Source organism: Chryseobacterium viscerum (assembly GCF_002899945.2).
GTDB classification, from domain to species: domain Bacteria; phylum Bacteroidota; class Bacteroidia; order Flavobacteriales; family Weeksellaceae; genus Chryseobacterium; species Chryseobacterium viscerum.
The window spans coordinates 194,534-207,864 of record NZ_PPEG02000006.1 but is presented as its reverse complement, the minus strand read 5'-3'; the positions used below and the strand labels follow the sequence as shown (position 1 = coordinate 207,864).

The window sequence follows — 13,331 nt, the reverse complement described above, 5'->3', positions numbered from 1 at the left end:
ACTTAGAACAAATAAAAACCTCTTAAATTTTTTTTAAGAGGTTTTTTTGTTGAAAAGAACGCTGTTTTGGGAGAATCATTATTCTTGAAAAGCGTTTATTTTTATTTTAATAGCCATACACAGTTCTTTTTCTAAAATGACCTTGTTGATCTTGAAATTACAGCTTAAAGTAGATGTATTTCCATTTGCAGGAAGTTCACCGGGATCAAAGCCGCCACAATTACAGCCTGTATACTGGTTTTGATAACCATATTTTACAATTCTACAATTATAGGGACATCCTGTAATATTAATACAGGTAACTACATGCCCAGGTCCGGGAACAAAAAAATAATCAGGTGAATTACCTATATTACCCAATGGCAGGAATATTGTGGCTGTTTCCTTGGAATTGTTATGAGTTACGATTCCTAAATAATAGGTTTCAATATTGGATTTTGCAATTTTAATATCATCCACCGTAATATTGGGATTCATCTCTTTTATAGCTTCCTGTACTGCTTTTTGAAATGTTTCTTTAGGAATTGAAAATATCATATTGCCTCCCGTATATTTTGCAATGGCCATGTCGGTCCGTTTGTTTTTGGATAGCATCACTGTTTTAGGAGGGCTGATAACAGTTGCTTTTTCTATTTTTTGAGCGGTTGAATATTGATACATTAAAATCAATAGAACTAATTTCAGGATGTTTGAATTTTTCATGATGTCTTTGTTTTTTAGTTAAATATTATACTAGAGTGCTTCTTAACTCTTGAACAAAGATTGGAATTTGTCAAAAAATTCATTAGAGGATTTCTATTGAATTTGTAAAGGGAAAACACTGTATTTAAAGTGAGCAGCAATAAAAAAGACTTCCAAAAAAATGGAAGCCTTCATGATATACTTTAAAAATCTGAACCGGGGTTCGGATTAATCTTTGATCTTAGATTTGAATTTTTTCTGGTAATCTTCCCACTGTTCTCTGGTACGGATTTTTTTAAATAAATCCTTAGAAATCAGTTCCAGATAGGGTTCAAGTTCTTTGGCTGACAATTCTCCCTGAAGAATAGTGATAGGATCACCATGCTCATCCAGAAATACTGTACTTGGGACTGCTCCTACATTCATATATTGAGTAAATTCATGCAGGGAATTTTTTCCTTTTTTATGTTCAGTATCAGGATTGGAAAATGTTCTTCCGAAAATTTCAACATTCTTTTTTTCTTCTGCATTGAATTTTACAGGATAGTAATTCTCATTTAAAATCTGAGCAATTACAGGATGTCCATAAGTTTTTTTGTCCATGATTTTGCAGGGGGCACACCAGTCTGCATAAAAGTCAATCAATATTTTTTTTGGATTTTCTTTTTGAGCTTTTAAAGCTTCTTCAATGGTCATCCACTTTATCTGGGCAAAACTGAAATTCAATAGTAATAAGAGAACTATGCTTAAAATTTTCTTCATATTGTGATATTTATGTAAAAATAAGCATAATTACTTATTTTTATTTTACCTCCTGCATTAATTTTTTCACGAATGAAGATAGCAAAATTAATACCACACCGGCTATTAGTGCATAGATACCCAATGTTTTATATCCATCGGTATAGGCAAGAAGTTTACTCATGTTGGTATTTCCTGTATTGGATTCAGATAAGCTAGCTCCAATTTTACCTGCAGCAAACTGTCCGAATGCACTTGCTAAAAACCAAAGTCCCATCATCATACCAAACATTTTTTTAGGAGATAGTTTCGTAATGATAGACATCCCGATAGGTCCCAGACACAGTTCCCCGAAAGTTATCACGAGCCAGGTGAACGTAAACAGATTAAGAGATGATTTGCCATCTTCACCTGCAAAATATCTTAAGCTGTAAAATAAAAAGAATCCAGCTGCAAGAAATAGAAATCCAATTCCAAATTTGTTAATGGTATTAGGCTCAAGCTTCTTTTTGTTTAAACCTACCCAGGCGAGACCAATAAGAGGACTGAAAATAATAATAAAGAAAGAGTTGGCGCTGTTATTAATAACATTAGGGTCCATACTTATTCCTAACATATTGTGCACAAGATTATCTTTTGCAAATAGAGATAATGAACCACCACTTTGTTCATAAATAGAATTAAATAGGAAGTACATGAAAATAAATACAAAGGCCGCAATAAGTTTCTTTTGATAAGAAGAGGTCTGCTTTATTGTTTCTATGACAAAATATCCTACGGCTGCAATACCAATTAAATACATAAAGTAATCAGTAAACTCAGTATTTTTGACCATTATAAAAATAAGAGGCATACTTATCAAAGCTCCAATATATACCAAAACTTCACGTAAAGTCCTTTTAGATTGCGGAAGAACCTTTAACGGTGAATCGCCAATAGGTCCCAATGATTTTTTAGTAACAAAAAAGGTAATCAACCCTAAAACCATCACTACTGCTGCTGCGAGAAAACACCATGACCATGAATAATATTTTCCAAGATACACACAAAGAGCTCCTCCTAAAAGTCCTCCAATATTAATTCCAGCATAGAAAAGTCCGTATCCGGCATCTCTTCTTGGGTCGTCTTCTTTATAAAGTTCTCCTACCATTGAAGAAATGTTGGGTTTGAAGAATCCTGTCCCGATAATAGAGCAGGTAATACCAAAATAAAAGAAGTCATGAGGAGAAAGGGCAATAATAAGATTTCCAATTGCCATGATAATCCCTCCAAAGACCAAAGATTTTTTAAACCCTAAGATTTTATCGGCAAAAATACCTCCTATAAAGGTAAAAGCATAAATGAAAGCCTGGATAGCTCCATACTGTAGGTTCGCTTTGTCTTCCAGTAGACCCAACTGGTCTACCATAAAAATTGTAAGAACACCACGCATTCCGTAGAAACAGAAACGTTCCCACATTTCAACGGTAAATAAGGTCCAAAGCTGTTTAGGATACTTTCCTTTAAAGTTTTGTATTTCTTCTAGAGTTAAGCTCATAATGATATATGATTGTTTTAATTAGGGGGTTTATTTTTCTGATCCAGTTCAAAACGGATTCTGTCCTGATCAATAATTTGTTTTAATTTTTCTTCTTTGGGGAGGTACAGCAGATATTTGCTGGCAAATAAATTGTTTTTTTACGATATTGGGTAAAAGGAATCCATAATAGGGCCAGCTCAATTGTTGAGATAATATGTCAACAATTGGGAATGCTGTGTAAAACTTTCGCATACTGGATAGGTTCATATAACCAACTCCTTTTCCCTCTTGTTCATCTTTCACAATAAGTTTTCCAATCTGCCAGTAAGTAAGCAGTAGCGTAGAATTCGCTATTCGAAAAACTTTTTCGCGCGACTGTCTAATAATTTCCTTTACGGATTGAAATAAAGAATCTTCGGAAATTTCCATCATACGAAAATAAAAAAAACCTCCGACTTAGCAGAGGTTTTATTCATATTTTGTTAATGCAGTTAGTTTACACCGTGCATCATTTTCTTTAAGATAGGTGAAATTAAACCTAAAATCACAGAAGCAATACCACAAAGTACTACGAATACCATGAAGAATTCGAATAAGTTATGAATCTCAAATCCTACAAAAGTAGGGTTGTGTAAAGGAAGTTGAGCTTTATCAAAAGCAGCTACCTGATCAGCGGTTAGAGTTACTTTTTTATCTAAAACATCCTGAAGGTTAACTCCTATTTCTTGAGCTTTTTTGAATTTATCACCTGTTGCAGGGATAAGTGCTCCTAATGAACCTGCCAAAGCATATCCGGCAGCATTAGAGATAAAGAAAACACCATACAATAATGAAGCAAATCTTTTTGGAGCCAGCTTACCTACTAATGATAATCCAATTGGAGAAAGACAAAGCTCACCACAAGTCTGGATGAAGTATAAAAGCATTAACCATTTGATCGCTAATAGGCCCGAGTTTCCAAGATCTTTTACATTGTGCGCAATGATGAAGTAAGAAAGAGCAATTAATGCTAATCCCATCGCTTGTTTGAATGGAGATACTGGTTCTTTTCCTTTTGCTCTTAGCTTATCCCAACATAAACTGAAAGGAACCGCTAATAGAACTACGAAAATTCCGTTAAAGATCTGAACCATTGAAGGAGGCATATTCCATCCAAAAATATTTCTGTCTGTCTGGTTATCAGCTATAAATGTTAAAGAAGAACCTGCCTGCTCGAATGCAGCCCAGAAGAAAATAATAAAGAACGATACGATATAGATTACCCAGATTCTTTGTTTCTCAATCTTGTTTTCAGCAGAAGACATAATCAGGAATGCTAAAGAAATACCCGCTGCATAGATGAAAGGATAAATAATTCCTTTGATTAGCTGGCCCATTTCTACTGCTTTAAATCCAAATTCTCCTACAAGAAGATATCTGAAAGCAAAGAATAAAATGATAAATATCCCTCCAGTGATCCCTAAAGACTGTCCTGAGAATTTAGCCGTTTGCGTTTCTCCTTCTTCAAAGTCTTCACTTGTATTGTTTTTAGGCAATCCTCCGATAGGTCTTCCTTCCGGAGTTACTACATATTTGTTTTTAAGGATAAAGAATGTTATTGTTCCGATTACCATTGCAATAGAAGCGGCTAAGAATCCCCATTTGAAAGCAAAAATATCTCTTACTCCTGTTGTAGCATCTTTTACATCTCCTACATATGGGCAGATAAACTGACCTAGGAATGCTCCGATGTTGATCCCCATATAGAAAATGGTGAAAGCAGAATCCAGTTTAGACTTTTCCTGTTTTGGATAAAGACTTCCTACCATTGAAGAAATATTCGGTTTGAAGAATCCGTTACCAAAAATAATAACGAATAACGCCAGCCACATAATCATTTTGGAACTCCCCAAATCTGTGGAGAAGGTAGAAGCACTGATGAATAATAGAAACTGACCAATAGCCATTAAAGATCCACCAATGATAATGGCAAATCTGTTTCCGATATATTTATCAGCAATAAATCCTCCTAAAAGAGGTGTTAAATAACATAAAGCTAGAAATCCACCATAGATGATCGCTGCATCAGCTTCTTTTATTAATAAGGAATTTACCATGAAGAGCGTCAAAAGAGCTCTCATTCCATAAAAGTTGAAACGCTCCCACATTTCTGTTCCGAAAAGAACCCATAATCCTTTAGGATGCCTGGAATTCTTGCTCTCTACAAATTCATCCGGTTTCGGACTCAATGCTTCAATATTATCCATTTCTATTGTTAATTTTTGTTAAGACTGACAAATATAGTTTATTTTAGGTTTTTGGCAAGGTTTTAATTTTATTTTTAAATAAAAAAGCTGCGGAGGACTTCCGCAGCTTGCTAATCGTTATAATATCAAGGATTAATGCCCTTTTTCCTTCATGATTTTGTTCAGTCTTTTTAACATAGAAAGACCTAAAAGTGTAGCAAATATTAACAAAGCAAAATTCACAAGGAAATAATTGGTCTTGTTTTCGTAGTTGTACCACGTACTTGCTAAGATTCCTGAAAGCTTATTACCAACAGAGTTGGCCAGGAAAAACCCTCCCATCATCAATGCTGTAATCCTCGCAGGAGACAGTTTTGATACAAAGGAAAGTCCCATTGGAGACAGACATAATTCACCGATGGTAATGACACCGTAACTGGCTACCAGCCATAGAGGGGAAACTTTTACAGCTCCATTATCTCCAGCCATGACAGCTAAAACCATCACCAGACAGGAAAGTCCTGAGATGAAAAGTCCTAAGACAATTTTTGTAGGAGTCAGTGGCTCTTTTCCTTTTCTTCTCAATAATGCCCAGAATCCAACGATAACTGGGGTCAGGGCAATAACCCAGAACGGATTGATAGACTGAAATAATTCCGTATTGTATAGGTATACTTTGCTCTCTGGATTTTTCTCAAGAGCGGCACGTTGTTCAGGCGAAATGTTTTTAAAGTAAACATCTTTTCCTGTTTCCTTTTTCGTTTCTCCTTTGTCATCCTTTTGAGAACGGAACTGATTGTCATAAACAGGAGTTTCTTTGTTCTCATAACTTTTCCCTTCCACCATATAGATTCCTTCCAATGGTTTTTCAAGAGAGGCAGGAACACTTCTGTCCGTATAATAATTCGCCCATCTCGTTAAAGCTGTCCCGTTCTGCTTGAAAACAGCCCAGAAGAACATACTGATCAGGAATACAGAAAGTAATGCTCCGATAGGTGCTTTTTCGTCAGGTTTAGCTTTAAAGTAAAGAGAGGCATAAAAGTAAATTACAGGCACGCATGCGAAAATAAAGGCATCCGTACTGTCACTTCCGAAGATATTGTTAGGAATAAACCAGCCTATTGCACCGGCAACTATAGCCGGAATAAATACTTTTAGCATAATTTCTGAAAGCTTTGTATCTCCTTCCTGTACAGGTTTCATCTGTGCAGCATGAATGTAGTGCTTTCTTCCGATCGTAAAAATAACCATACCAATAAGCATTCCGACTCCGGCAGTGATGAAAGCCTCACCCCAACCGAACTTGTTACGCATGAAAGCCGCAATAATGTTACAGATAAATGCTCCGATATTGATTCCCATATAGAAAATATTATACCCGGAGTCTTTATTGGCTTTATAAGGTTCTTCAGAATAAAGATTTCCTAAAAGTGTGGAAATGGTAGGCTTAAAGAAACCGTTTCCAATGATAATTAAAGCTAAAGAAGAATAAAATAAAGGTAAATCCTTGAAAACTCCCATTCCTATATACCCGGCAGCCATTAAGAAGCCTCCAATATAAATAGATTTAATATATCCCAAAACTCTGTCTGCAAGGAATCCACCAATGAATGGAGTCAGGTAAGTTAATGCAATATAGGTTCCGAAAATGTCATCAGCAGTTTTGTCTGGCAGCCCAAGCCCTCCTTTCATTCCGGTAGGCTCAATAACATACAGAACAAAGATTCCAAGAATCAGGTAGTACCCGAAACGCTCCCACATTTCTGTAAAAAAGAGAAAGGGCAGCCCTTTAGGATGTTTAGTCTTCATATATTCAATTTTCAAATTTCCCAAAAATAAGTTTTTAATTTTAATTGATAAAATAAATAATACTTGCCTAAACGATTAATGAAATAAATAAAAAAACCTCTCCATCTAATGGAGAGGTTTTTAGTTTAAAACTTTTATTTTTCTTAAATCATTAAGATCTATTAAGCTGTTAAAAATAGTAAGAAGACTTTTTTAAAGCCTTAAAACATTAGAATGACTACTCAACTTAATTTAATGGTTTGGAAATAATTATAAATTATTCAGGATGAAATCCGTCATTTTCTGATACAATTGCGGTCTTGTCTGTCCACCATAAATTCCGTGGTTTTTATCCGGATAAGCCATGAAATCAAACTGTTTTTTGTTTTGAATCAAAGCTTCAGAAAACTCCATAGAGTTCTGGAAGTGAACGTTGTCATCAGCCGTTCCGTGGATCAATAAGAATTTTCCTTTCAACAGATTGGCGTATTCTGTAGGAGAGTTTTTATCATATCCATCAGGGTTTTCCTGAGGTGTTCTCATAAATCTTTCCGTATATACAGAGTCATAATATCTCCAGTTGGTTACCGGTGCTACAGCAATTCCCACTTTGAAAACATCAGCACCTTTAGTCATTGCTAAACTGGTCATATAACCACCGAAGCTCCATCCGAACATTCCGATTCTGCTTTTATCAATATAAGTCTGGTTTCCAAGCCATTTTGCTGCAGTGATCTGATCTTCAATCTCATATTTTCCTAGGTTCATATAGGTTACTTTCTTGTATTTAGCTCCTTTATACCCGGTTCCACGTCCGTCTACACAAGCTACGATATATCCTTTTTGTACAAGATGATTGAACCACATTGCATTTCCGTTATCCCATGAGTTTGCAACCTGCTGAGATCCCGGTCCTGAATATTGGAACATAAACAGAGGGTATTTTTTATTAGGATCAAAGTTTTTAGGCTTCATGATCCACGCATTCATTTGATCGCCTACAGCATTGGGAATCGTGATGAATTCTTTTTCAGCAAAATTATCCGTTTTTAATTTCTGTAACTGATCGTTGTTGTTTTGAAGTTCTTTTACCACTTTTCCGTTACCGTCTTTTAAAACATAAGTGTAAGGCTTTGATGCAGTAGAAGAGGTTTCAATAAAATAATTATAGTTTTTGCTGAAGTTAGCAGAATTATTCCCTTCCGCATTGGAGATCAGCTGAGCTTTTCCGCTTTCAATATTTACTTTGGAAACGACTTTATTGATACTTCCTTTTTCAGTAGTCTGAACGTAAATTTCTTTAGATTTTGGGTTGAATCCATAATAGTCAGTTACCTCCCAGTTGCCTTTTGTGATTTGCTTTTTAAGCTTACCATCTTTGTCATACCAGTAAAGGTGGCGGTTTCCGTCTCTTTCAGAAGCCCAAAGGAAAGAATCATCTTCAAGGAATTCAAGAGTTGGGCTATCGGTATCGATCCACTTATCATCCGTTTCGGTGAATAATTTCTGAACCGCTCCTGTTTTTGTATTTACTTTTAAAATATCTGAAGCATTCTGAATTCTCTCAGAAGTAATTAAAACAATTTCATCAGCTTTTGCTGTCTGGAATACATTCGGGATGTAATAATTTTTGAAAGAACCTAAATTCAGCGGTGTTGTTTTCCCATTCTCAAGACGGTACAACTGTGCAGAAACTACAGCGTTTTTCTCACCCGCTTTTGGATATTTATAACGCATTTCAGCTGGATAAAGGCTTTTTCCGTAGATCGGAATATAGATTTCCGGAACCTGGCTTTCATCAGATTTTACAAATACGATGGCATCAGAATTTTTGGTCCACTCATATTGTCTTGCATGTCCGAATTCCTCTTCATATACCCAATCTGCCAAACCATTCAGAATAGAATTCTTTTTACCATCAGTAGTAATCTGGGTGATTTTTCCTGAGGAAAGGTCCTGATAGAATAAATTGTTGTCAGAAATGAACGCCACTTTCGTTGCATCTGGTGAAAACGTTGGTTCCTGAACTGTTTTACCATCGTTCAGGCTGATTACTTTTCCGGATTTTAAATCTTTTACATCAAACTTCCCAAGAAAAGAATGTCTGTAGATAGGCTGGCTGCCTGTCTGTAAAAGGATTTTAGATTCATCATCAGAAAAAATATAGCTTTCAAATCTTCCGTCCACAAGATTTCCCTCTTTCTGAGAAGTTTTGTAAGAATATTTTGCAATTCCCGATGATTCGATGACAAGATAATTTTCACCGTTTTTCATGGAAGTGATCCCTGCGATCCCTTTTCCACGGTAATATCCTGAATATATTTTATCTAAAGTGATTTCCTGTGCTGATACACTTTGGAATACAGCTGCAACAATAAGAGTTAAGAGGAGTTTTTTCATTTCTAATTTTAATGCTTCCAAATTTAATAATTCTTACTTATATAACCATATAAAATAAAAATCAGGACTTCAAGTCCTGATTCTGTATGGTCATTAAGCTTCATGCATCGTTCCCGGATCTCCGGTTTCTGGAGGGTAATATCCTTCAGGCGCGCAGAAAGGGTACGTAGCAGTGCAGGGAGAATCTAATCCTCCTCCAATCCACCAGGTTCTTAGCTTACATGTAACTTCGTCTACACATCTTCTCATTCCGGGTAAAACACCTCCGTGTACTTCCTTTAATTGTAATCTTGAGATTTTTTTGAGATTTTTCATGGTAAATATTTTTAGTTTTTCGTCTCTAAAGTAATAAAAAATATTCAGTAATGAATTTTTTTAAAAAAGGCAATTTGGCAAAAAAATTGAATATGTAATAATTATAAATCAAATTCAATAATAATTATGGAAACAAATGCATACAACCAGAAACTAAACCGTTACGTATTGAAAGACCAGATTGTGTATACAGGTTTTTCAAGTTTTAATGATGCCGAAGAATGTGCTCAGAAGAAAGGAGGTACATTGGTGGAAGTAGTATTTAGAGATGGAAATGATAATCCCGAAATTACAAATGAAGGAGGTTTAGTTGAGAAAAAAATTCATTATTATGTATATGCAGGTGATGAATACAAGTTTATCCATTCCTCAGATCCCGGATTCAGAAAATATGCAGATGAACTGCAGAAAATAAAGGCTAAAAATGATAAAACCAGCCCGGATGAGCGGTATTTTGCCAATTTTGAAATTGAAAATATAGAAGATCCGATCATTGTAATCAAGAATGATCATTTTGAGTCGGTAACATCGAGAGAGCGTTCAAAATATTTGAAGCACGCCTGCGTTTATGAATTAGGGGTATCCCTGCCAAAATCTTAAAAAAATCTCATCATGAGCAAGACTAAATATTCAGAAAAAGCTCAGGACAAAGTAGGAAAAGTAATGCACGAATTCAAGGAAGGGAAACTGAAATCTTCTTCCGGACAGAAAGTGACCGATAGAAAACAAGCCATCGCCATTGGTATTTCTGAAGCGAGAGAAGAAGGGCTAAAAGTACCTGCAAAGAAAAAAAGTAAATAAACTTATAAAAAATGCCCGGAAATTTTTTCCAGGCATTTTTTATAGAAAGCAAAATTACTATTTCGCTTCATTATAAAGTATTCTATAATATTCATCCGCCATCCTGTCACTATTAAAATGATCTTTCACATCGTCCATTGCGTTGTGCTGGATCTTTCTCCACTGATCTGGATTGTCGTAATACATCGGAAGAATTTCGTTTTCCAGAATTTCATATAATTTGTTTAAATCATAATTGTCCTGTTCGTAGATGCTCATATTATGATAATCAGCTTTTGGAACTACGAAAGAGTTTTCCCCATGTTTGGCAAATTCCGGAATCCATCCATCATCTGTGGATAAATTGATAGACCCGTTCATGGCTGCAGTCATACCGGAAGTACCAGACGCTTCTCTCGGAACCCTGGGATTGTTAAGCCATAGATCAGACCCCTGTTTTAAAGATTTACTTAAAGAGAGTTCATAGCCAGTAAGGACGGCTATACTTTTGTGGTTTTTACTTTCTTCCACCAATGTATTGAAGGTAGAAATAGCCGAATAGTCCATTGGATAAGGTTTTCCAGCCCAAATGATTTGTACGGGATATTTTGGATTATTCAAAAGCCTGTAGAATCTTTCTTTATCATGCAAAAGAAGATCGGCTCTTTTATAGCCTGCAAATCTTCTGGCCCAGACAATGGTGAAAATATTGGGATTAAACAAATTTCCTGTTTGGTCCGCTACAATGCTGAATAGTTTTTTCTTTAAATGCTTTTTGCGGTAATCAAAAACCGTTGCATCATTTTCATCTTTTGCGTTGTATAAAGGTTTATCCGACCAATATTTAAATTCCTGGGCATTAGTGATGGATGTGATTTCGCAGATTCCCGGATATTTACTCCACATTGCCCGGGAAACGACACCATGAAGCTGGGAAACCCCATTGGCGATTCTTGCCATTTTTAATGCACAAAGAGAATGATTGAAGCGGTCATCGTTGGTACCTTCAATATTTTTTACTTCTTCCATGCTGTAGCCTGAGAAATAGGACATATCATAACATAATCTGAAACTGTGCTTTTCGTTACCTGCTTCTTCAGGAGTATGAGTGGTAAAAACCAATTTTTCTTTAACCTTATTGAGGTCTCCGTTATATTTTTTTAACAGATAGAACGCTGCGGGAAGTCCATGAGCTTCATTAAGATGATAAACATCCCTTTCAGTATTCATTTCATCCAGTAATTTTGCACCTCCTTTTCCTAATAAAATATATTGTGCCAGTTTTGTAGACTCATTCGCGTCATATAATTTGTGGCAGATTGTTTTGGAAACATGATCATTTTCCGGAACGTCTGTTGAAAGAAAAAACATAGGCGCCGTATTGAAAATTTCAGGATCAAGGTACCATACTTTTACCCAGACAGGAGCACTGTGAATTTCGATTTGAAATTTTATTCCGGTGTCTTCAAGAAAGCTGTACATTTTTCTTGTCCATACCGGCTGTAAAGTCTGGTCATGATTTCTTGCCTGGTCATAATAACCAAATTTCCATAGGATACCGATTCCGATAAGATCCTGCTTAAGATTATAGGCACTTCTCATATGAGATCCTGCCAAAAAGCCAAGTCCTCCCGAATATATTTTCAGAACCTGCTCAAGAGCAAATTCCATCGAGAAATAAGCGGTTTTTTTTGAATATTGAGGATTGATGTTGTAGGGTATTCTGAAATTCCTAAAATCCATAAATGTGTGTTTGTGTTTAAAAAGCCAAAGGTATTAATTATGAAAATAAACTTTACATTAATTAATAGATAAATTAATTTTAAAATGAAGCATTGAATGCTTTTTTTACTTACCTTTAAGAGTGTAAAATTTTGATTATCAAAAACTTTTAGTGGTGAAAGCCAAAGGCAGCATGTGTTCTTAATTAAATAAAAAAATCACACATGAAAAAGACATTTTCTGAGGAAGATCTGATCAAGAATCTGAGTTTATACTATCTGAATCGGCATTTGAAAAAAAAGCCCATGGAGAAGTATCACCGTACTATAGACGAATCTCTGCTTCATGATCGTGAAAAATATAGAAAGAAGTCAGAGATCCTTCTTCTGAACTCTTTTATGCATCATTTCCCCGAAGTTAAATTTGAAAACCTTACCTGCGAGAGTCCAGACTTTATCGCAAAATTAAACGACAAAAAAATTGGAATAGAGCTGACTGAAGTGATCAATCATCTGGAAATGAAAAAAGTAGAAAGTACTTTGAATAAGATGTTTCGTCAAGCAGAAATATTATTAGAACAAGAAGACACTACGAAATATCGTGGTGTTTATTTTTTAGAATTCTATCCGGAAACTAAATTTGATAACCTGGAAGTACAGCAGGATAATATCATCAGTATCTATAAAAGTATCAAGCGGAATAAAGGAGTAGGCTGTGTAAAAAGTATAAGGAAATCCTTTCACCGGAGAAATGTTTTTATCACCCATGAATACAATATGAATCTTTTTGATGAACTCTGCTCAGAAAAGATTCTGGAACTCATAGAAAAAAAGAACGAAAAATTTCCCTACTACGACACCTCAGTGGATGAATGCTGGCTGGTGATTGTTTCAGATATGAATTCTATTGCTTCCAGATATACTTTTATTCAGGATAAAGAGCATTTGAAAGAAGTGAAAAGTCCTTTCCATAAAATATTCCATCTCGAAAATCTTTGTGGGAATATTACGAGTATAAAATGATGTTATTGTTGTTATATGTTTAATTGTTTAATGATTTAATTTGAAATAATTTAAAATTATTCGGATTTTATTGTTTGTAATTAAAATATAGGTATATTTGATGTACATTGACTATCAATATGATGTCCCACCAATGTA

The 13,331-nt window shown here is 35.2% G+C and carries 11 protein-coding genes; 3 read left to right on the top strand and 8 right to left on the bottom strand.

Annotated features, from left to right (window positions below):
* Window positions 1-78: 78 nt before the first annotated feature.
* The 7 genes from C1634_RS15415 to C1634_RS15380 form a co-directional block, all read right to left on the bottom strand.
* A complete protein-coding gene (locus C1634_RS15415) occupies window positions 79-702 on the bottom strand; it encodes a hypothetical protein (RefSeq protein ID WP_109738720.1) in 624 nt (207 codons plus the stop codon).
* A 207-nt stretch (window positions 703-909) separates the two neighbouring features.
* The gene (locus tag C1634_RS15410) at window positions 910-1,443 is read right to left on the bottom strand and encodes a thioredoxin family protein (protein ID WP_103232623.1); all 534 of its coding nucleotides are present in this window, start codon (window positions 1,441-1,443) and stop codon (window positions 910-912) included.
* Window positions 1,444-1,483: 40 nt separating this feature from the next.
* Window positions 1,484-2,959 carry a peptide MFS transporter gene (locus C1634_RS15405; RefSeq protein ID WP_109738719.1) on the bottom strand — a complete coding sequence of 492 codons (1,476 nt, stop codon included), beginning with the start codon at window positions 2,957-2,959 and terminating at the stop codon, window positions 1,484-1,486.
* Between the two features lie 473 nt (window positions 2,960-3,432).
* Complete coding sequence (locus C1634_RS15395) at window positions 3,433-5,187, bottom strand: peptide MFS transporter (RefSeq protein ID WP_103232621.1); 1,755 nt, start codon at window positions 5,185-5,187, stop codon at window positions 3,433-3,435.
* A gap of 132 nt (window positions 5,188-5,319) precedes the next feature.
* Entirely contained in the window at window positions 5,320-6,975 is a 1,656-nt protein-coding gene (locus C1634_RS15390) for a peptide MFS transporter (protein WP_103232627.1), read from the bottom strand.
* A 249-nt stretch (window positions 6,976-7,224) separates the two neighbouring features.
* Complete coding sequence (locus C1634_RS15385; RefSeq protein ID WP_103232626.1) at window positions 7,225-9,354, bottom strand: S9 family peptidase; 2,130 nt, start codon at window positions 9,352-9,354, stop codon at window positions 7,225-7,227.
* Between the two features lie 93 nt (window positions 9,355-9,447).
* The gene (locus C1634_RS15380; protein WP_103232620.1) at window positions 9,448-9,669 is read right to left on the bottom strand and encodes a bacteriocin-like protein; all 222 of its coding nucleotides are present in this window, start codon (window positions 9,667-9,669) and stop codon (window positions 9,448-9,450) included.
* A 126-nt stretch (window positions 9,670-9,795) separates the two neighbouring features.
* Here C1634_RS15380 and C1634_RS15375 point away from each other — a divergent pair, with 126 nt between their 5' ends.
* Together C1634_RS15375 and C1634_RS15370 are read left to right on the top strand one after the other, a co-directional pair.
* The gene (locus tag C1634_RS15375) at window positions 9,796-10,269 is read left to right on the top strand and encodes a hypothetical protein (protein WP_103232619.1); all 474 of its coding nucleotides are present in this window, start codon (window positions 9,796-9,798) and stop codon (window positions 10,267-10,269) included.
* Window positions 10,270-10,281: 12 nt separating this feature from the next.
* Entirely contained in the window at window positions 10,282-10,470 is a 189-nt protein-coding gene (locus C1634_RS15370; protein ID WP_103232618.1) for a DUF6496 domain-containing protein, read from the top strand.
* A gap of 57 nt (window positions 10,471-10,527) precedes the next feature.
* Here the strand turns inward: C1634_RS15370 and glgP are convergent, their stop codons facing one another.
* The gene (glgP, locus tag C1634_RS15365) at window positions 10,528-12,192 is read right to left on the bottom strand and encodes an alpha-glucan family phosphorylase (RefSeq protein ID WP_109738717.1); all 1,665 of its coding nucleotides are present in this window, start codon (window positions 12,190-12,192) and stop codon (window positions 10,528-10,530) included.
* Between the two features lie 203 nt (window positions 12,193-12,395).
* Here glgP and C1634_RS15360 point away from each other — a divergent pair, with 203 nt between their 5' ends.
* Window positions 12,396-13,193, top strand: coding sequence for a hypothetical protein (locus C1634_RS15360; protein ID WP_103232617.1), 798 nt, complete (start codon window positions 12,396-12,398; stop codon window positions 13,191-13,193).
* Window positions 13,194-13,331: the final 138 nt, after the last annotated feature.

Bases quoted from the DNA above. Each gene is read 5' to 3' on its own strand.
- C1634_RS15415 (WP_109738720.1), bottom strand. From the start codon at position 702: ATGAAAAATTCAAACATCCTGAAATTAGTTCTATTGATTTTAATGTAT.
- C1634_RS15405 (WP_109738719.1), bottom strand. From the start codon at position 2,959: ATGAGCTTAACTCTAGAAGAAATACAAAACTTTAAAGGAAAGTATCCT.
- C1634_RS15360 (WP_103232617.1), top strand. From the start codon at position 12,396: ATGAAAAAGACATTTTCTGAGGAAGATCTGATCAAGAATCTGAGTTTA.
- C1634_RS15385 (WP_103232626.1), bottom strand. From the start codon at position 9,354: ATGAAAAAACTCCTCTTAACTCTTATTGTTGCAGCTGTATTCCAAAGT.
- C1634_RS15395 (WP_103232621.1), bottom strand. From the start codon at position 5,187: ATGGATAATATTGAAGCATTGAGTCCGAAACCGGATGAATTTGTAGAG.
- C1634_RS15375 (WP_103232619.1), top strand. From the start codon at position 9,796: ATGGAAACAAATGCATACAACCAGAAACTAAACCGTTACGTATTGAAA.
- C1634_RS15410 (WP_103232623.1), bottom strand. From the start codon at position 1,443: ATGAAGAAAATTTTAAGCATAGTTCTCTTATTACTATTGAATTTCAGT.
- C1634_RS15380 (WP_103232620.1), bottom strand. From the start codon at position 9,669: ATGAAAAATCTCAAAAAAATCTCAAGATTACAATTAAAGGAAGTACAC.
- C1634_RS15370 (WP_103232618.1), top strand. From the start codon at position 10,282: ATGAGCAAGACTAAATATTCAGAAAAAGCTCAGGACAAAGTAGGAAAA.
- C1634_RS15390 (WP_103232627.1), bottom strand. From the start codon at position 6,975: ATGAAGACTAAACATCCTAAAGGGCTGCCCTTTCTCTTTTTTACAGAA.
- glgP (WP_109738717.1), bottom strand. From the start codon at position 12,192: ATGGATTTTAGGAATTTCAGAATACCCTACAACATCAATCCTCAATAT.